Genomic DNA, 20,246 nt, shown 5'->3' on the forward strand with positions numbered 1-20,246 from the left:
CGCACCGGGCACGGATGCGTCACTCGGACGCGGGCTTCGACGCGCGGCGCGCGATTTCCCGGGCTGCCCTGTCGAGCAACTCGCGGATCTCGGCCGCGCACATCGCCGCGAGCGGGGCGGAAGCCGCGCTCGGCAGCGCTTTCTTGTCGAAGCGCGTGTGCTGCCGCAGCAGCAGGTCGTAACCGGCGAATTCGGCGCGGCGCAGGCGAAACGCATCGCGCGCCAGCCGCTTCACGAGGTTACGGGTAACCGCTCGCGGCGCATACTTCTTGCCGATGACGAGCCCCAGGCGTGCGGGCTGACCGGTCGGCTTGCCGTAAATCACGAAGTGCGCGGAGCGCCGCCAGGGGCGCAAACGAAAAACGGATGAAAATTCATCCGTTTTCAGAAGTCGCGCAGCTTTCGGGAAGGCGGCTTTCGTCTGCGACGGATTCGCACCCGGCTCGACGGCACCTTCCGCAGGACTGCGGACGGCGGACACAGCGCGCAACCTGCCTTAGATGGCGAGGCGCTTGCGGCCCTTCGCGCGGCGAGCGTTGATGACCTTGCGGCCACCTGCCGTCTTCATGCGGACACGGAAGCCATGGGTGCGCTTGCGGCGCGTCACGGACGGTTGGTAAGTACGTTTCATGATGTTCTCACTTGTTCGAGAATGTCGAAATTCAGGGGACCGCGTGCCCTTAACCGGAGGCATTCGGGCGAACGCAATCGCCGGGAATACAGGATTGGTTTTCGCGGAACCCGCTATTTAAACCGTTTTTCCGTTGACGGTCAATACTTTACGCGTCGTTCGCCTGTGCCGGCCCGCCCCGATCCGGCCCCGCGGCCCACAAACACAGCCTGTGGATAAGTCCCGCTGTGGCCGCGTTTGGCGTTAGAATCTCGCCTTATCTCCAAGAATCCCGCACGCCGCTTCGGCTCGCGCCTGCCCCGCCAACACTGTGACGCAGGCGTCCGACGCACGCTCGCACGACCGCTTCGGGCCTTGTTGCGCGACCGCGACAAGGGCGCCGGCGAGCCGCGCTGTGCACGCAAAAAACGACAGTTACTTGATGAACGATTTCTGGCAACACTGTTCCGCACTGCTGGAGCGCGAGCTGACGCCCCAGCAGTACGTGACGTGGATCAAACCCTTGGCCCCGGTGGCCTTCGATGCGTCGGCGAACACGCTGTCCATCGCCGCGCCGAACCGCTTCAAGCTGGACTGGGTCAAGAGCCAGTTTTCGGGCCGGATCAGCGATCTGGCCCGCGAATTCTGGAACACGCCGATCGAAGTCCAGTTCGTCCTCGACCCGAAGGCCGGCATGCGCAGCGCCGCGGCAGGCGCCGCACCGGCCGCGCCGCGCGCGCCGCTGACCCCGAGCGGCCCGGCCGCGACGGTCGCCGCGATCGCCGCCAACCTGACCGCGAACGCGTCGGCCGCGCCCAGCGCGCCGGCCGACGTGCCGATGACGCCGTCGGCGGCCGCCGCACACCACCTGAACGCCGACGACGCCGACATCGACCTGCCGAGCCTGCCCGCGCACGAAGCGGCGGCCGGCCGCCGCACGTGGCGTCCGGGCCCGGGCGCCGCACCCGCGAACGGCGGCGAAGCCGATTCGATGTACGAACGTTCGAAGCTGAACCCCGTGCTCACGTTCGACAACTTCGTGACCGGCAAGGCGAACCAGCTCGCGCGCGCCGCCGCGATCCAGGTCGCGGACAACCCCGGCATCTCGTACAACCCGCTGTTCCTGTACGGCGGCGTCGGCCTCGGCAAGACCCACCTGATCCACGCGATCGGCAACCAGCTGCTGCTCGACAAGGCCGGCGCGCGAATCCGCTACATCCACGCCGAGCAATACGTGTCGGACGTGGTGAAGGCGTACCAGCGCAAGGCGTTCGACGACTTCAAGCGCTACTACCATTCGCTCGACCTGCTGCTGATCGACGATATCCAGTTCTTCTCCGGCAAGTCGCGCACGCAAGAGGAATTCTTCTACGCGTTCGAGGCGCTCGTCGCGAACAAGGCGCAGGTGATCATCACCAGCGACACGTATCCGAAGGAAATCTCGGGCATCGACGATCGCCTGATCTCGCGCTTCGACTCGGGCCTCACCGTCGCGATCGAGCCGCCGGAGCTGGAGATGCGCGTCGCGATCCTGATGCGCAAGGCGCAGTCGGAAGGCGTGAATTTGTCGGAAGACGTCGCGTTCTTTGTCGCGAAGCACCTGCGCTCGAACGTGCGCGAGCTCGAAGGCGCGCTGCGCAAGATCCTCGCGTATTCGAAGTTCCACGGCCGCGAGATCTCGATCGAGCTGACCAAGGAAGCGCTGAAGGACCTGCTGACCGTGCAGAACCGGCAGATTTCGGTCGAGAACATCCAGAAGACCGTCGCCGACTTCTACAACATCAAGGTCGCGGATATGTACTCGAAGAAGCGCCCCGCGAACATCGCGCGGCCGCGGCAGATTGCGATGTACCTGGCGAAGGAACTCACGCAGAAGAGCCTGCCGGAAATCGGCGAACTGTTCGGCGGGCGCGATCACACCACCGTGCTGCACGCGGTGCGCAAGATCGCCGACGAGCGCAGCAAGGACGCGCAGCTCAACCACGAGTTGCACGTGCTGGAACAGACGCTGAAGGGCTGAGCGCGCGCGCCGCGCTTGATAATTCGGCCTCCGCCCCAATTTAAGGGGGGCGGTTCGGTTTTGAGGCACAATACTGGTTTGACCGCCCCGGTGGTGGCGGGCCAAGAGCCCGGCCGGCGGGGCGCTGCGTGGCTGCTGCGCTGCAGGCCGTTACTCAACGAAGGAACTCTATGCAACTGGTCAAGACCGAACGAGACACCCTCCTCAGGCCGCTGCAAACGGTCAGCGGCATCGTCGAACGCCGCCATACGTTGCCGATCCTCGCCAACCTGCTGATCACCAAGAACGGCCCGGACGTTTCATTCCTGTCGACCGACCTGGAGCTGCAGATCACCACGCGCGCCGATTTCGGCGTCGGCGGCGACCAGGTCGCGACCACCGTCGCGGCGCGCAAGCTGCTCGACATCCTGCGCGCGATGCCTGACGGCCAGGTCACGCTGTCGCTCGCCGACAAGCGCCTCACCGTTCAGTCGGGCAAGAGCCGTTTCGCACTGCAGACGCTGGCGGCCGACGAGTTCCCGACCGTCGCGCAGGCGAAGGATTTCGGCGCCACGCTCACCGTCCCGCAGAAGTCGTTCCGCCAGTTGCTCGGCATGGTGCACTTCGCGATGGCGCAGCAGGACATCCGCTACTACCTGAACGGCATGCTGCTCGTCGTCGACGGCGACCAGCTGATGGCCGTGGCCACCGACGGCCACCGCCTCGCGTTCTCGTCGATGAAGCTCGAAGGCGGCACGTTCGGCCGCCAGGAAGTCATCGTGCCGCGCAAGACGATTCTCGAGCTGCAGCGCCTGCTCGAAGACATCGACGACACCGTCACCATCGACATCGCGCAAACCCAGGCCAAGTTCACGTTCGGCCAGGTCGAGCTCGTGTCGAAACTCGTCGAGGGCAAGTTCCCCGACTTCCAGCGCGTGATCCCGAAGGCGCACAAGAACACGTTCGAAATCGGCCGTGAAGAACTGCAGCGTTCGCTGCAGCGTGCGGCGATCCTGACCTCGGACAAGTTCAAGGGCGTGCGCTGCATCATCGCGCCGGGCCAGCTGAAGATCATGTCGACCAACGCCGATCAGGAAGAGGCGCAGGAAGAACTCGAAATCGCCTACCAGGGCGATACCGTCGACATCGGCTTCAACGTCACGTATCTGCTCGACGTGCTCGCGAACCTGAAGGTCGACACCGTGCAGGTGAGCCTCGGCGACGCCAGCTCGAGCGCGCTGATCACCGTGCCCGAGAACGACGAGTTCAAGTATGTCGTGATGCCGATGCGCATCTGACGCGCTCGACATCGCGACACACACCAGGGGGCGGCAAGCCCCTTTGGCGTTTTTATGGCGAACTGACAACCCGCCCTTTTGGTGCCGTTTCGGCGCCTCGGGCGGGCCAGGAAACTGGAGCGGCCCGGCGATTTCTCGCTGAAACGCACCGCGCCGCCACGAGAGTGGCCCCGCAGAACCGGAAGATATCCATGAGTGAACAGCACAATTCGCAACCCGATAACAGCAGCTACGGCGCCTCGTCGATCCAGATCCTCGAAGGTCTGGAAGCGGTGCGCAAGCGCCCCGGGATGTACATCGGCGACACGTCGGACGGCACCGGTCTGCACCACCTCGTGTTCGAGGTGCTCGACAACTCGATCGACGAAGCGCTGGCCGGGTACTGCAACGACATCCACGTGACGATTCACGCCGACAACTCGATTTCCGTGGTCGACAACGGCCGCGGGATTCCGACCGACGTGAAGATGAACGACAAGCACGAGCCGAAGCGCAGCGCCGCCGAGATCGTGATGACCGAGCTGCATGCAGGCGGCAAGTTCGACCAGAACAGCTACAAGGTGTCCGGCGGCCTGCACGGCGTGGGCGTGTCGTGCGTGAACGCGCTGTCGAGCTGGCTGCGCCTGACCGTGCGCCGCGACGGCAAGAAGCGGTTCATGGAGTTCCACCGCGGCGTCGCGCAGGATCGCGTGATCGAAGTGGTGGACGGCGTGGAAGTGTCGCCGATGCTCGTGACCGGCGACACCGAGAACCGCGGCACCGAAGTGCATTTCATGGCCGATCCGACCATTTTCGGGACGGTCGAGTATCACTACGACATTCTGGCCAAGCGGATGCGCGAGCTTTCGTTCCTGAACAACGGCGTGCGGATTCGTCTCACCGACCTGCGTTCCGGCAAGGAAGACGATTTCGCGTTCGCCGGCGGTGTGAAGGGCTTCGTCGAGTACATCAACAAGACAAAGACCAACCTGCACCCGACGGTGTTCTTCGCCAACGGCGAGAAGGACGGCGTGGGCGTCGAAGTCGCGATGCAGTGGAACGACAGCTACAACGAAAACGTGCTGTGCTTCACGAACAACATTCCGCAGCGCGACGGCGGCACGCACCTGACCGGCCTGCGGGCCGCGATGACGCGCGTCATCAACAAGTACATCACCGACAACGAAATCGCGAAGAAGGCGAAGGTCGAAACGACCGGCGACGACATGCGCGAAGGGCTGTCGTGCGTGCTCTCCGTGAAGGTGCCGGAGCCGAAGTTCAGCTCGCAGACGAAGGACAAGCTGGTTTCTTCCGAGGTTCGTGCGCCGGTTGAGGAAGTTGTGGCGAAGGCGCTGGAAGAGTTCCTGCTGGAAACGCCGATCGACGCGAAGATCATTTGCGGGAAGATCGTTGAGGCGGCTCGGGCGCGTGATGCGGCGCGGAAGGCGCGTGAGATGACGCGTCGGAAGGGTGTGCTCGACGGCGTCGGCCTGCCGGGCAAGCTCGCGGACTGCCAGGAGAAAGACCCGGCGAAGTGCGAAATCTACATCGTCGAGGGTGACTCGGCAGGTGGGTCGGCGAAGCAAGGGCGTGATCGGAAGTTCCAGGCCATTCTGCCGCTGCGCGGCAAGGTGCTGAACGTCGAGAAGGCGCGCTACGACAAGCTGCTGTCGTCGGAGCAGATCGTCACGCTCGTGACCGCGCTTGGGTGCGGCATCGGCAAGGAAGACTACAACCTCGACAAGCTGCGCTATCACCGCATCATCATCATGACCGACGCGGACGTCGACGGTGCGCACATCCGGACGCTGCTGCTCACGTTCCTCTATCGCCAGATGCCGGACATGATCGAGCGCGGGTACGTGTATATCGCGCAGCCGCCGCTTTACAAGATCAAGGCGGGCAAGGACGAGCGGTATCTGAAGGACGACGTGGAGCTCAACGCGCATATGCTGCGGTTGGCGCTGCAAGGGTCGGAGCTGGTGCCGGGTGAGAATGCGGCGGCGATTTCGGGTGATGCGCTTGGGGAGCTGGCGCGGTCGTATCTGCTGTCGCAGAGCGTGATCGAGCGGTTGAGCCGGTTGTATGACCCGGCCGCGCTGGAAGCGGTCATGGACGGCGTGGTGATCGATCTCTCCAATGAGGCTTCGACCGAGACTTCGGCTAAGGCTCTTCATGCCGCGTTGCATGATGAAGCGCTGAAGAACGAAGTGCGGGTCGTGCCTTCGTATGACGCGGTTCGCGAACAGCGGGCACTGCATGTCGAGCGGACGCATCACGGTAACGTGCGCGTTTCGGTCATCGACCAGGAATTCCAGCACACGGCGGATTATCAGCAGCTCGTGACGACGGCGAATACGTTCAAGGGGCTGATTGGGGAAGGCGCAGTCATCAAGCGCGGTGAGCGCAGCATGGCCGTGGCGGACTTCAAGAGCGCGATGAAGTGGCTGCTGGCGGATGCTGAACGCAACGTCTCTAAACAACGCTATAAGGGGCTCGGCGAGATGAACCCCGAGCAGCTGTGGGAAACGACGATGGATCCGGCAGTGCGGCGTCTGCTGCGTGTGCAGATCGAGGATGCTATTGCTGCGGACGGGATCTTTACCACCCTCATGGGGGATGATGTCGAGCCGCGGCGGGCGTTTATCGAGTCGAATGCGTTGCGGGCGGGGAATATTGACGTTTGATGCAGTTCGCTAGTAGCTGAATAGCCTATGGAATCAAGGCCCATGAGTTCAGGATCATATGGGCCTTTTCTATTACAGGAAAGCCAAGTGTGCTCGACTGGGCCGCATTCGAGCGACGCCCAGTCTCTGCATGACCACAACGAGATTTCGACTCGGAGCTCGATGAGGTCACCAAGATCTAGGCAGAACTAGTGGATTGTGGCGGGATTGCTGTCAAAAGGATCAAGCACGCCAACTTGATCTGCTTTACCTGTTTGAAAGTGTTCGCGTTCGATCAGCGCTTCGAGCGCACGGATGCGCATGACCTGATCTGTGGCATAAAGCGCTCGCCCAAACGCACAGACGCGGCTGGTCAAGTGTTTCGCAAGGCACTTGAAGGCAAGCACCGTGACGCGGTGAAAAGCATGCTGGACACATTGCCGGCGCCTTTTTGTTCTGATGGCGGAGACGGAGAGTTATTGCAAGGACGGCCGGTCGCAGTGGCAAAATTCGACCTGAGCGAAGGCAACGAGCCACAGCAGCGAAAGTTGAGGGCGCTGCGCCAGCGAGAGGCCAGTGACGTCATTGAACAGCTCCTCGCTCAAATTGGATATCACTGAGGTAAAGCATGCCGATTCCCATAATCGATCTATTTGCAGGACCTGGGGGACTTGGGGAAGGATTTGCCTCCGTCAAGGGACGGGGTGGAAAGGCCTTCTTCAAGATCGGCCTTTCCATTGAAAAAAATCCTGTCGCCCACCGAACACTGACCCTGCGCGCAGTGTTCAGGCATCTCCGTGGAACTAAGGATGTAAGGCATTACTACCGCTACGTACGCGGTGAAATCAATGAAGCAACTTTCCGCCGCATTCCATCCGTTGCCAGTGCGTTTGCAGAGGCAGAGGCAGAGGCCAGATGTCTGGAACTGGGAAAGTCCGACGAAAGTGGCATCGACAGTGAAATCAGGGCGGCATTGAAGGGGCAGGAAATCTGGGTACTGATCGGGGGGCCACCCTGTCAAGCGTACTCACTTGCGGGCCGCTCGAGACGTGCTAATGACAAGACCTTTCATAAGGACGAAAAGCACTTTCTGTACAAGGAGTACCTGCGAATCATCAGGGTCCACAAGCCGACCATATTCGTGATGGAGAACGTGAAAGGGCTGCTCTCGTCGCAGCACTCCGGAGACCCAATGTTCGAGAAGATCATTACTGATCTTTCGATGCCAGCCGACGGACTTGAATACGAGATTCGCTCCTTCGTCAAGGGGGGCAGCGACGACGGTCTGCAGCCAATCGACTATGTTATCCATGCAGAACGTTACGGGATTCCCCAGAGCAGGCATAGAGTGATTCTGCTCGGTGTCAGGAAGGATGCCGGCCTGCCCAAGCATGAATTGTTGACGCCAGCGCCGAAGCCCATCACGGTAAGACAGACCATTGATGATCTTCCGCGAATTCGAAGCCGCTTGTCACGGGGGGACTCACTCGAGGCATGGCGCACAGCGGTTCAGGCAGCACCAAGCTACGTCAAGGGATGGCGAACCGGGGACGAGGCCAGCATGATCGAAACGATGCGCTCGTTTGCCGGCGCAGCGACGAGCACGTCTACTGGCGGACCATTCTTTGCCAAGAATTTCAAGAGGCCAAAGAAGTCCACTGAGCTTCAGCGGTGGCTGCATGACAGAAGTCTTGGTGGCGTCTGTCAGCATGAGGCTCGATCCCACATGGCGTCGGATCTCGCTCGCTATCTGTTTTCGGCTTGTTTCGCTCATTCCGCTGGTTATTTCCCGCAACTGAACGTCTTTCCTCCGAAGCTGCTTCCGGCTCACGTCAATGTCCATGTTGAGGGTGGGGCAGAAGCCATTCCGTTCAAGGATCGCTTTCGGGTGCAATGTAGAAATAAACCCGCAACGACCGTGGTGGCACACATTGCCAAGGATGGCCATTACTACATTCACTATGACCCTGCGCAGTGCAGAAGCCTGACGGTTCGGGAAGCCGCAAGACTCCAGACGTTTCCCGACAACTACTTTTTTGAGGGTAATCGCACCGAACAGTACACCCAAGTCGGGAATGCGGTTCCCCCGCTGCTGGCTCACAAGCTCGCGAAAATAGTGCGCAATCTTCTGAATCAGATGAATAGAAAGAATCGGAAGAAAACAGTTGACTCTTCGCAGAACGAGTCCACGATCACCGAGTCGCACCTGACGGCGAAGCAGCTACTGCTGCTTGCAGAAGCGGACTAAAACCGACTACGAGGAAAACCTCTTCGCCATGTAGCCACTCCTCCACAATCCGCGCCGTGTCTTGGGGTGCATGCTTCAGGGAACACTCCCAAACGATAGCCACACGCCAGTCAAGGTCGCGAAGCATCGCGACATGGCGCGTGTCCCGGTCAACGTTACTTTCGAATTTCTGCTTCCAGAATTCTGCGTTTGCCTTTGGGATGGTAGTGTATCGACAACCTTCATGCCTGTGCCAGAAACAGCCGTGAACGAATATTGCGGCCCTGTGTTTCGGGAGCACGAGATCGGGAGAACCCGGCAGATCTCGTACGTGGAGCCTGTACCGGAATCCCTTGGCGAACATAATCGAGCGAAGCATTCGTTCAGGTCGAGTATTCTTCCCGCGAATGCTCGACATCATGCGGCTACGCTGAGGAGTGGTCGGGATGCGCATGGGCTTTAGTGCATTACACTTGCATATTTGCGGCGTTAATCACAATCTTATAACGCAAAATTCGTAGGCGAGAACATCGGTGCTGGCCATGGCAGTCGAACATCCGCCATATAACCGATCTACAAGAAGTCGCAAGGGGAAGACTGATGGCTCGCGATCACTATCATCCACCAAGTGCAGCATGCCTTTCGGCATCGATGCGCGACTTGGGGTACTCGCTTGAGACGGCGATTGCCGATCTCATCGACAACAGTATTTCAGCGGGTGCGGATGCCATCGAGATTATCTGCGACCTATCCGGCGCGCAGCCTCTCGCGGTCATCCTCGACAACGGAAGAGGAATGACTGCGAGCGAACTCCTCGACGCCATGCGCCACGGAACAGCAAACCCACAGCAACAGCGGTCGCCTCGGGATCTCGGACGCTTTGGCCTCGGACTCAAGACGGCGTCGTTCTCGCAGTGCCGGTCACTGACGGTGGCAACCGCAAGAGATGGGGAGCGTTGCGGGGCCGAATGGAATCTCGATCGCATAGACATCGACGACGATTGGATTCTGTCCATTCTTGACAACGAGGATCTCGATACGCTGCCATATGTCGACCGGATCAGCGGTCACGGTACTGTTGTTATCTGGCGGGAACTCGATCGACTCGTTGAAGATGAAGCCGGGGATCGTCGGGACGAGATCGTCAGTGAGAAGCTGGATGTCTTGGGCAGACATCTGTCACTCGTCTTCCATCGGTTCATTGCGGGGGATGTCAAGGGTTATCCAAGAATTTCCATTACGGTAAACGGCCACGCGGTTCAGGCTTTTGATCCCTTTTGCAGAAAGAATCCGGCCACTCAGGTACTTCCAGAGGAGGTTGTCCGCATCGGCGAAGCCGAGGTTCGCCTGCAACCCTATGTGCTGCCGCATCACACGAGACTGAGTGCTCGCGAGTATGACTTCTACCAGAGCCGCAGCGACTTCATTTCAAATCAGGGAGCCTACATCTATCGGAACGGCCGTCTGATGGCGTGGGGCGACTGGTTCCGGCTGGTGCCGAAGGGGGAAGCCACGAAGCTGGCTAGGGTCCAGATCGACTTTCCCAATAGTCTGGACGAAGCTTGGACCATCGACATCAAGAAGTCACGAGCCCGTCCGCCTCACGCGGTGCGGGAGAGGTTGCGCCAGATCATTGCCAAGATCACCGTCCGCAGCGTGACTGTTCATCGCGGCCGCGGTCAGAAGCTGTTCCAAGAAAACGAGGCTCCCCTGTGGGAACGCTACGCCGATCATGGAGGCATTCGGTTCGCGATAAATGCACAGCACCCGCTCATTGTTTCGTTAAACATGAAATTGCAGCCTGCGGACGCGATTTCGCTGCGTATTCTACTCGACTCGATTGCAGCATCACTCCCTGTCGAAATGATCTACTCCGACTACTCGACGCATCCCCGAGAGGTGAGTCAAACGATCGAGGACAAAGCGCAGACCCTCGAGCGCCTGAGAAGCCTCAAGCAGGTGCTCTATGGTGACGGACCCGGTGATCCGGATGCATTTCTCCAGATCGTGCGATCCACGCGCCTCTTCGAGGGGCAAATCGAGACAGCCGAGACATTCATCAACGAGGCCTTTACATGAACGCAACTGTCATCATCGAAGAACGGAATATTGCGAATGCCCTCATCTCAGGCCTCGCCAACATGACGGAAACGCCAACGCACGAGCAGGTCGTGGAGAAAGCGCGCCAGATTGCCGCAATCTTCGGCTACACCGGCGATCTGCGTAACATCATCACCGAGGCATTGATTTCCGTTGATACGCGTATGGGCGCTGGCGTATCGCTAGTCGACATCACCGCCAAGCATGACGACCAGTGGGTCCGCAAACGTGCAGACATCAACTGGATCTATGCGCAAACGTACGGAAAGTTTCTTCTCAATGAGGGCTGGCCGCCTCGGATGGTGCAATCGCTGAGCGACGTGACCACCCGCATTCTCGGACATCTACAGGATCCACGGAGTGAAGGAACGACCTGGAGTCGCCGCGGTCTCGTCATTGGCCACGTGCAGTCCGGAAAGACGGCCAACTACACAGGCCTGATCGCGCGTGCAGCTGATGCTGGCTATAAATTCATCATCGTCATTGCAGGTATTCACAATAACCTGCGAAGGCAGACACAGGAGCGCATCGACGAAGCGCTTATTGGCCGGTCCAGCGATCCGGAGGATCGCAAGAAGAAAATCGGCGTCGGACTGAACCCAGGCTATCCGCATCCGGCGACCCTTACCAACGTCAATGAGGATTTCAACGAGAACACGGCAGCCAAGAGCGGGTGGAAAATCAACGACTTCAGCAAGCCGATCATTCTCGTCATCAAAAAGAACGTCACAACGCTGACAGCACTCCACAATTGGCTCAAAGACCTCAATGCCGATGCCGCAGGCGATGGGCGAATTTCCGACGTGCCGATGCTGTTGATCGACGACGAAGCTGACAACGCGTCCATCAACACGAACAAGGAAGATCTCAAACCGACTCAAACGAATGCCATGATCCGGCGCATCTTGGGACTCTTTGCGAAGTCCTGCTACGTCGGCTACACGGCCACCCCCTTTGCCAACATCTTCATCAATCCGGATGCTTACAACGATGACGTTCGGGAAGAACTGTTTCCGCGCGACTTCATCTACTGCCTCGACGCACCCACTACCTACTTTGGCGCGGAGAAGGTATTCCTGAACGAACAGACCAGCCAATCAATCGTCCGGTCGATCGATGACTGCGAAGATCTCATTCCCTATACGCACAAAAGGGACCACCCGGTCACTGAAATGCCTCCGAGCCTGTACCGGGCGATGGACGCGTTCATTGTCGCCCGCGCAATCAGGAACCTGCGTGGTCAGGCAAACAAGCACTGTTCCATGATGGTCAATGTTTCGCGCTTCGTGCCAGTACAACGGGCAGTGCGCGATTTCCTCAGTCTGCGGGAGAAGAAGCTCAGAGAAGCCATACGGGCCAACTATAGGATGCCTGAGCCCGTATCCTCCGCCAACATCTATATGAGGGGGCTAAAGCAGGCCTTCGACGACGAATATGCAGGTATCGGTTTTACTTGGGAGCAGGTGAAAGCCGCCCTCGACGGCGTATTCGATCATCTCCACCTTCATGTCATCAACAGCAAGAGTGATGAGGTACTCGACTTCACGAGGTACGAGAAGGAGGGCGTCGGGCTCACCGCCATCGCCATCGGCGGCCTGAGTCTGTCACGTGGCCTGACCATCGAAGGGTTGACTGTCAGCTACATGTACCGAAATACGAAGATGTACGACACGCTCATGCAAATGGGCCGCTGGTTCGGCTATCGGCCTGGCTTTGAGGATCTTTGCCGCGTTTATCTCTCGAATGATTCCATCAACTGGTATTCGCATATCGCGTTGGCTGCCGAGGAGCTGACTCAACAGGTCAAGCGCATGCGCCGTGACGGACTCAGCCCGCGCCAGTTCGGTCTCTATGTGATGGCCCATCCCGACAGTCTACTGATCACCGCTGCCAACAAGATGCGAGATGGTGAAAAGATGACGTTCCGACAAAACTTCAGTGGCCGCCTGCTGGAGAGCTACATCGTCTCCACCGACCGCGACGTGAACAAGGCGAACTTCAACCTCATCGAACGATTCTGGCGTGAGGGTTTTGGTGGCCGTTCCCCCGAAAACACTGGAAAGGGCGTGATTTTCCGCGATGTCCATGCAGAGCAGATCGAGGCCTTTCTGATAGCCTTTCAGGCACACAGTGATTTCGCTGACCGGAAAAGCGACATCGTCGCCTATCTACGCACTCTATCGGAACAATACCCCTCTGGCGATGTACTGTTGATCTCGCCTGATGGGGTGGACGAAAAGTCGCACCGCCTAAACGGTCAGTTGCGAGTGGTCACCCGGCGCGAGGGCACACGTTGGCAGCTCAACAAGGACCGTGTGGCCTCCCGCGGGGATGAAAAGCTCGGGCTCACCGAGGTACAACAGACCCAGGCCGCCGCTGACGCTGCATCAGGCGACAAGCCGAGCGCAGCCTCGGACACCCACTATCGTGGGGTTCGCAAGAAACCTCTCCTCATGATTCACAGTCTCACCCCGCACAACGATAACGAAGTCGAAGGTCCGATCGCGGCCTTCGGCGTCAGCTTTCCACCCGGCCACTATGAGACCGAGATCGAGGTAGTCGCAAATCGCGTCTGGCTAGAGCGAATGCAGGGTGTGCCGGACAACCCGGACGAAGAGGAGGACTACGATGACTGAGTCGTCACCGTGGGATGACATCAGCGTTCCAAGGTCAGACTTTTATGTTCGCCAAGTAATTGGCAACATGGCTGTGCCTTGCTTTTGGGGGCGCGACAGATCCGGTTCCAGCCTCTTTATCGTGGAACTGCAGGGTGATCACACAGCACAGTATCGGAAGGACGCCGTAACCGTGCGCGGCATCGACGTCGACCTTCGCAGTGGTGGTGCGGATCGGCAGCGCCTAGTTCTAGCTCTGGAAAAAGAGGCCGACCGAGACCTCTTCGAGGGACTCTGCCGCTCTCTCGCTTCTGCGCTGGAGCACGCGATCGATTCAGTGAGCTCGCTCGCCATTGCACTGGCACATATCCGGCGATGGAAGGCCTTTCTATCCGGACGGGGTCTGCATCTGTCTGCACAAGAAGTCCAAGGCCTCTTCGCCGAGCTCACTTTCCTGCTGGAACTGTTGGACCGGCCAATTCCACCTGCCGCCGCACTCGACGCCTGGCTTGGCCCGGACAAGTCCCATCAGGACTTCATCTTCGGCAACACCGCCGTGGAGATCAAGTCGCTCACGGGCATCGAGCGCAGCACCGTTCGCATTTCGTCGGAGGACCAGCTCGAGTCCCTCAATGATGCGTTGTTCTTGCGTATCTACCGACTTAGCAATCTACCGGACGCTGTAGGCGCGCGATCACTCAACGCAGCCGTTGAAGCCGCTCAGGCAAGGTTGGGTGAAGCAGACGTCATAGAGACATTCGATCGGAAGTTGGTGGCGTACGGCTATGCCCCCTTCCCTGACTACGACGAGCCGCAATTCATGATCAGCGACGTGGCAACCTATCGCGTCGAAGACGGTTTCCCACGTCTGATACGTTCGCAACTGTCGGCGGGAATCGCGAAGGTTGCCTACGACGTCAAGCTAGAAGCCCTCGCGCCGTACAAATGTGACGGTGAAATCGTCTTTGGAGGAAGCTGATGGAGCAGAGTAGCGAGGATTTCTTCCATGACTTCCGTCAGGAACTGCTGGCTGGTGCGGAGGCGAATGGCAGTTTTCAACTCTCCGAATTCATGGAAATTGTCGCAAACGAGCTGATGGAGACGGGATTCGCTGAGGGCTTCGAATTCTGCCACTTCAGGGCCCTGCGCGGAATGCGTGTGGATGGCTACTGGTTCAACGATGAGGGAGTACTGGATCTTTTCGTTGCAGACTTCGATTCACGTGACGAGCTCATGTCCCTCACACGGACGGACGTGATAGCTACGTTCAAGCGCGTTGCCAATTTTTTCGGGGCGAGCATCAACAAGGGATTGGCTGGTGACCTCGAGGTCACATCGCCAGAGTACGGCCTTGCAAGGCAGATTGCTGATCGGGGAAGCACGATCCGTCAGCTCAATCTGGTTCTTTTCTCGGAGCGCGCGCTTAGCGAGAAGATCCAGGCCATCCCCGACACGGAGGTGGCGGGAGTTCCGACCAGCTATCACATCTGGGACATTTCGCGTCTCTACCGTCAACGAACCTCTCGAGGCCACAAGGAGCCGCTTGACCTTGATTTCGAACAGATGTTCGGCAAGGGCATATCCTGCCTTCCCGCCCACTTGGGCGCCGAGGCCTACCAGTCATATCTGATGGTTATGCCAGCCGAAGTATTGGCGACCCTGTACGAAAAGTTTGGCGCCCGCTTGCTCGAGCAGAATGTTCGAACGTTTCTTCAAGCAAGAGGAAACGTCAACCAAGGTATCAGAGCAACGATTCTGAACGAACCGGGAATGTTCTTCGCCTACAACAATGGGATCACGGCGACTGCACAGAGCATCGAAACGACATCGACGAATGCTGGTCTGGCAATCACACGAATGCTCGACCTCCAGATCGTGAACGGTGGCCAAACCACTGCATCACTCTTTCATACGAGAAAGCGTGACCGAGCCGATCTCTCACAGATATTCGTTCAGATGAAGCTGTCCGTCATCGACAGTCAACAGAGCGAAACAGTCGTTCCGCGCATATCAGAGTACGCAAACACCCAGAATCGGGTTAATGCAGCCGACTTCTTTTCGAATCATCCGTTTCATGTTCGGATGGAAGCGTTCTCAAGACGTATATGGGCGCCAGCACAGAAGGGTTCGCAGCGTGAAACGAAGTGGTTCTACGAGCGTGCTCGTGGTCAGTACGCAGATGCACAATCGAAGCTCACACTTGGTGAGCAGCGTCGCTTCAAGACTGAACATCCAAAACCACAGATGTTCACAAAAACCGACTTAGCAAAATTTGAAAATGTCTGGGATGACCATCCCAAGTGGGTCAACCTTGGCTCCCAAAAGAATTTTGCTCGATATGCAGCCCGTATCGGCGGCGAGTGGGAAAAATCATCCGACGGGTTCAACGAGTTCTATTTCAAACGCGCGGTCGCTCGCGGACTAATCTTCCGTGCCACTGAGCGAATCGTGTCCGCCCAGCCTTGGTATAACGGTGGGTATCGGGCCAACATAGTGGCCTACACACTGGCCGCATTCAGCGAACTTACAAGGCGAAGAAGGGCGTGTGTGGACTTTCTGAGCATATGGATTGCCCAGGACATCAACCCCGTGCTTGAAAGCGCCATTTCCATCGTATCCGGTGTGGTGCAGGAAGACATCATCAAGCCTCCGGCCGGCATTTCGAACATTTCGGAATGGTGCAAGAGAGAAGCCTGCTGGACGCGGATTCAAACTCTCATTGGCGATATCGAAACACTTCTCACTCCCGAGTTCTACGATCAGCTTCTGTCACTCGACTATCAGGCAGAAGAAATCAGATCCGCCAAACAAACCCAGAAAGTCGACAACGGCATCGAAGCGCAACGGCATGTACTGGCTGTTCCTGCAGGCGAGTGGGCTCGTCTTTATCACGTTCTTGCCGAAAAGGGGCTTCTTGCGCCAAAGGAAATCGGGATTCTTAAGGTAGCCATGCAAATCCCTACGAGACTTCCTACAGAGAAACAGTGTGTCGTCCTTCTTGACATCCTCAAGAAAGGTCGAGAGGAAGGCATCGTGGTCAACGGGTAGTTTCTCGAGAGATTTCTACCCTCTCCCGATTCTTATTGCCCCCCCAGAAATACAAACTTTCTCGTGCGCCTCAACACAATCCAAGCAAAACACCACGAGCCAATTTAAATAACCGATCCAATATACGCCCATGACTACGGTAATCAGCCACTTCTTCGACGCACTCAACAAGGAGGAAAAAAAACTCATTCCTCGGCTTGCTGATGACCATCTTGGCATCGAACTCAGATGTGCGCTTAGTGAACTCGACTGGTATCACTATAATATTTCAAAAACCCAAGCACCGAGCGACGATGAGCAAAAGGGCTACTATATCCTTCAACTTGGTGTAACTCGACTGGTCTATCTTGCCCTGATCAGTCGTCCGTCATTCGACGTGCCAGTTGTGTCTTTTCCAAGGCAACCAGAATTATCGATGGTTGTATTACAGGCCGCCTCAGCCCTGGGAATTATCCAACATGGTCGTCGTATCGCCCAATGCGCCGCCATGGGAATCGGTGAAATTTCGATGGATGATCGAGGCGAATTCAATATCAAATTTCCAACGAAATTGATGGACAATTCCGGTCACGAAGCAGATGTTTTTGAACGTCTTGTGCTGGAATCCCAGCAACGGTTTGGTAGCATTATGAAGACAAAACCATTCCAAAAATTGGAAAAGGAGGTCGAGGAAAAACTATCTGAGTTAGTCTACCCTTGGGGGACTCATTTCATTGGCTATAATGCCGATCCTCTGCTGGATGATTACTTCTATGGCTTGGCCTATCACCATATGCGCCTTCAGGATGGATTCGACAGTTTCCACTACGCATTGAAATTCGGAGGCATTCGCTATCAGCATTACATGCTCGCACTTACCTTCGTGGTATCCACTTACATCAGGCATGAAAAATTTGCCGAAGTACTCGCCAATAAAAATCAGTCAACAAAACTCGAAAATGTATTAACCATAACGTCTGACATTACCCAATTTGTTAAGGATCTCCAGACAGCAGTCAACTACTTTGGCAGCGCGTACGAAGATTTTGAAGAATTAAAAATGGATGACGCAAAAACCGTTTTTAACGTTCTTTCCTGTGGAAGACATAGCACAGACCTTGTATCTGCACCAGGCTCTCCAATGCCCTTAATCGTCCAGTGCTCTGATCAAGGATTCATTCGTTGTCTCGCGGGTGCAAGGAGCGAACCTGTACGATATCTACTGGAGGCACTCCGACACCACTTCCCGCTGGATTACGACCGTAACCAGTGCTCACGCGAAGGATCGCTTCAAAAGGCCATTAAACGAATTCTTGGGAAAGCATTCACACATCTTAACTTCCAAGATAATTTGAAGGCCAAAATGGCGGGGAAGTTTCTAACTGACATCGACTTGGTTGTGATCGAAAAAAACACCGGGATCGTTCTGCTTTGCCAGCTAAAGCATCAGGACCTCTACGGATTCAATCTTCATGCCGAGAAAATTCGAGGAGAGCGTCTTGTGGGCCAGACCCAGGAGTGGCTAATCGCAGTAGACAGATGGCTCGAAGAGATTGGAATGGATGGATTGCGAAACTCTCTCAGACTTGGCAATGACGTCCCAACTTTGCAAGTTCATCGACTTGTGATTTCCAAGCACTTCGCCCATCAATTGAGAGAAATTTCTTCACATCAAAACACCCTCTACACAAATTGGCCGCAATTAGTGCTCGCAACGGAAGCAGCATCGCGAAATAATTCACGCCGCGGACTAGTTGACCTCGTGAATTTATTGCAAGAAATCCCCAAACAACAATCGACCTATGAGTATAAATCCGAAGAAAAAACTAAATGGTGCGTAGGGGATCTCACCTTCTCAACCTTCCAGTCTGAATAATTTTTTCTCTAGATAGGCATGTAGCACACTCATCTCCCCGGCATCTGTCGCTGGACAAGGCCATGCTCCAGGACGTGCTGTCAAAAAAGCTCTGAAGCCTTCTCGCGCCGTGAACTGGTCACGGACTTGATGCAGCGTTTCGGCGCAAGCCAGGGGCAGACCTGCGCGTTGTTGCAGCTGTCCCGCACGGTCTACCGTTACGAGTCGGTCGCGCGGGATCAAAGCGCGCTCGAGATGCGCATCAAGGAGATCACGGAAGTGCGAGTGCGTTACGGTGCGCCCCGCGTGTACGCGATGCTTCGCCGGGAAGGTTGGCGACACAACCACATGCTGTAATTGCGTCTCCGGCTAACGACGGAGGCTGCCATGGAAACGTATGTGGGTCTCGATGTATCGCAGAAGTCAACGGCGGTTTGCGTAATCGATGGGGACGGTAATCCCGTCTGGCGCGGAATAGTAGCATCGGATCCGCAGGCTATTGATAGCATCATCCGACAGCAAGCCCCCGAGGTCCGGCGCGTCGGAATGGAAACTGGCCCTCTCGCAGTATGGTTCTATCACGCACTGCGAAATCGAGGTGTTCCTGTTGATTGCATTCATGCCCGCCACGTGCACGCAGCGCTCGCGACGCAACTGAACAAGACTGACAGCAATGACGCGCGCGGCATCGCTCAACTCACGCGCAGTGGCTGGTATCGTGCCGTCGAAGTCAAAAGTATCGCGAGCCACGAAGTCCGGCTGCTTCTTGGAGCGCGCAGTCAATTGGTCAGTATGCGTACCGGCCTGTACAACCAGATCCGCGGGGTGCTCAAAACCTTTGGTGTTGTGCTGCCTCCTGGTACGCGCAGCGCATTCGAGAAACTCGTCGAGCAACATACGCCATCGACATCGCTAATCCGTGGCGTAGTTGACATCCTGCTCGACAGTTGGAGGCATATAGACAGGCAAGTCCGTGAGACCGATAAGGCGCTTGAACGGATTGCGCGCGCCAGCGATGTGTGTCGTCGTCTGATGACGGTCCCCGGTGTCGGCGTGAAGACAGCAGTGGCATTCGCTGCTGCAGTCGACAATCCGGATCGATTTCGCCGTGTCGGCGATATTGGTCCGTATCTTGGTCTAACGCCAAGGAAGTACCAATCAGGGGACGTCGACCATAACGGTGGAATATCCAAGACCGGCTGCCGGCTGACCAGACACATGCTGTTCGAGGCGGCGTCGGCTTTGCTCCTGCGTCATAAGCGCGACTGCGCAATCCGACGCTGGGCGCAGGCACTGATTCCCCGGATTGGCCTGCGCAAAGCACTGGTTGCAACCGCTCGCAAACTCTCGACGCTGCTGCTCTCAATGTGGAGAAGCGGCAAGGAGTTCATCCCGGGATAGCCACACGCTCGCCGTCGCAAGTCGCTTTACCTGCAACTGTCAACCTCGGACGTAATTTCCCCAGAAGTGTCGAAGTAAAATTCCCCACCCTGTTCGGACGGTGATCAACCGGCGACGTGATCGAATGGGTTCCTTCGGGGGCGGCCCGGGCGCCGGCGAGCCGGTTCAGTGGGCACGGGGTTCAGGGAGGACGGACGGTTGCGCAGATGGTCCGGCAGCAGATCGGCGTGTTCTCGCAGGCGGTACGATGTGCCTTCGATCTGCACGACGATCGCGTGGTGCAGTAGCCGGTCGAGCAACGCCGCGGCCACCACGCTGTCGCCGAACACGTCGCCCCATTCACCGAAGCTGCGATTGGACGTCAGGATGATCGCGCAACGCTCGTAGCAGGCGTTGACGAGCTGGAAGAACAGGTTGCCGCCGTTGGAGCCGATGGGCAGGTAGCCGATCTCGTCGACGATGAGCAGGC

At 57.6% G+C, this 20,246-nt stretch carries 15 protein-coding genes and 1 pseudogene; 12 read left to right on the forward strand and 4 right to left on the reverse strand.

The window, feature by feature from the left end:
• Positions 1–19: 19 nt before the first annotated feature.
• Both rnpA and rpmH read right to left on the reverse strand, forming a co-directional pair.
• The gene (gene rnpA, locus KPB06_RS06790; RefSeq protein ID WP_034208729.1) at positions 20–481 is read right to left on the reverse strand and encodes a ribonuclease P protein component; all 462 of its coding nucleotides are present in this window, start codon (positions 479–481) and stop codon (positions 20–22) included.
• 15 nt (positions 482–496) lie between these two features.
• Positions 497–631 (reverse strand): 50S ribosomal protein L34, encoded by a 135-nt coding sequence (gene rpmH, locus KPB06_RS06795; RefSeq protein WP_004198824.1) that lies wholly within the window; start codon positions 629–631, stop codon positions 497–499.
• Positions 632–1,052: 421 nt separating this feature from the next.
• On the opposite strand from rpmH, the gene dnaA reads away from it, so the two are divergent.
• The 5 genes from dnaA (at position 1,053) to KPB06_RS06820 (ending at position 8,800) form a co-directional block, all read left to right on the forward strand.
• Positions 1,053–2,630: a chromosomal replication initiator protein DnaA gene (gene dnaA / locus KPB06_RS06800; RefSeq protein WP_275905540.1), complete on the forward strand. Its 1,578-nt coding sequence runs from the start codon at positions 1,053–1,055 to the stop codon at positions 2,628–2,630.
• A gap of 170 nt (positions 2,631–2,800) precedes the next feature.
• Complete coding sequence (dnaN, locus tag KPB06_RS06805; RefSeq protein WP_006756934.1) at positions 2,801–3,907, forward strand: DNA polymerase III subunit beta; 1,107 nt, start codon at positions 2,801–2,803, stop codon at positions 3,905–3,907.
• A gap of 191 nt (positions 3,908–4,098) precedes the next feature.
• The gene (gene gyrB / locus KPB06_RS06810; protein ID WP_275905617.1) at positions 4,099–6,573 is read left to right on the forward strand and encodes a DNA topoisomerase (ATP-hydrolyzing) subunit B; all 2,475 of its coding nucleotides are present in this window, start codon (positions 4,099–4,101) and stop codon (positions 6,571–6,573) included.
• Between the two features lie 236 nt (positions 6,574–6,809).
• Positions 6,810–7,172, forward strand: coding sequence for a hypothetical protein (locus tag KPB06_RS06815; RefSeq protein WP_275905541.1), 363 nt, complete (start codon positions 6,810–6,812; stop codon positions 7,170–7,172).
• A gap of 8 nt (positions 7,173–7,180) precedes the next feature.
• Positions 7,181–8,800: a DNA cytosine methyltransferase gene (locus KPB06_RS06820; protein WP_275905542.1), complete on the forward strand. Its 1,620-nt coding sequence runs from the start codon at positions 7,181–7,183 to the stop codon at positions 8,798–8,800.
• On the opposite strand, the gene KPB06_RS06825 is transcribed toward KPB06_RS06820, so the two are convergent.
• Positions 8,745–9,233, reverse strand: coding sequence for a very short patch repair endonuclease (locus KPB06_RS06825; RefSeq protein ID WP_275905543.1), 489 nt, complete (start codon positions 9,231–9,233; stop codon positions 8,745–8,747). The genes KPB06_RS06820 and KPB06_RS06825 overlap by 56 nt on opposite strands.
• 146 nt (positions 9,234–9,379) lie before the next feature.
• Here KPB06_RS06825 and KPB06_RS06830 point away from each other — a divergent pair, with 146 nt between their 5' ends.
• The 7 genes and pseudogenes from KPB06_RS06830 (at position 9,380) to KPB06_RS06860 (ending at position 19,777) form a co-directional block, all read left to right on the forward strand.
• Positions 9,380–10,858 carry an ATP-binding protein gene (locus KPB06_RS06830; protein ID WP_275905544.1) on the forward strand — a complete coding sequence of 493 codons (1,479 nt, stop codon included), beginning with the start codon at positions 9,380–9,382 and terminating at the stop codon, positions 10,856–10,858.
• On the forward strand, positions 10,855–13,515 hold the full coding sequence (locus KPB06_RS06835; protein WP_275905545.1) for a Z1 domain-containing protein: 2,661 nt from the start codon (positions 10,855–10,857) through the stop codon (positions 13,513–13,515). Before KPB06_RS06830 ends, KPB06_RS06835 begins: the two co-directional genes overlap by 4 nt.
• The gene (locus KPB06_RS06840) at positions 13,508–14,473 is read left to right on the forward strand and encodes a PD-(D/E)XK motif protein (RefSeq protein WP_275905546.1); all 966 of its coding nucleotides are present in this window, start codon (positions 13,508–13,510) and stop codon (positions 14,471–14,473) included. The genes KPB06_RS06835 and KPB06_RS06840 overlap by 8 nt, the downstream gene beginning before the upstream one ends.
• A complete protein-coding gene (locus tag KPB06_RS06845; protein WP_275905547.1) occupies positions 14,473–16,542 on the forward strand; it encodes an AIPR family protein in 2,070 nt (689 codons plus the stop codon). Before KPB06_RS06840 ends, KPB06_RS06845 begins: the two co-directional genes overlap by 1 nt.
• Before the next feature lie 130 nt (positions 16,543–16,672).
• Positions 16,673–18,397, forward strand: a complete 1,725-nt coding sequence (locus tag KPB06_RS06850; RefSeq protein WP_275905548.1) for a hypothetical protein — start codon at positions 16,673–16,675, stop codon at positions 18,395–18,397.
• Positions 18,398–18,441: 44 nt separating this feature from the next.
• Positions 18,442–18,724, forward strand: a pseudogene (locus KPB06_RS06855) (IS3 family transposase); the annotation flags it as partial.
• A gap of 39 nt (positions 18,725–18,763) precedes the next feature.
• Positions 18,764–19,777 (forward strand): IS110 family RNA-guided transposase, encoded by a 1,014-nt coding sequence (locus KPB06_RS06860; RefSeq protein ID WP_099315887.1) that lies wholly within the window; start codon positions 18,764–18,766, stop codon positions 19,775–19,777.
• Between the two features lie 104 nt (positions 19,778–19,881).
• Here KPB06_RS06860 and KPB06_RS06865 read toward each other — a convergent pair.
• Positions 19,882–20,246: ATP-binding protein (locus tag KPB06_RS06865; protein ID WP_275920426.1), on the reverse strand; the 365-nt coding region annotated here is incomplete at its 5' end.

Origin of the sequence: Burkholderia semiarida (assembly GCF_029268935.1) — a bacterium.
Taxonomy (GTDB): domain Bacteria; phylum Pseudomonadota; class Gammaproteobacteria; order Burkholderiales; family Burkholderiaceae; genus Burkholderia; species Burkholderia semiarida.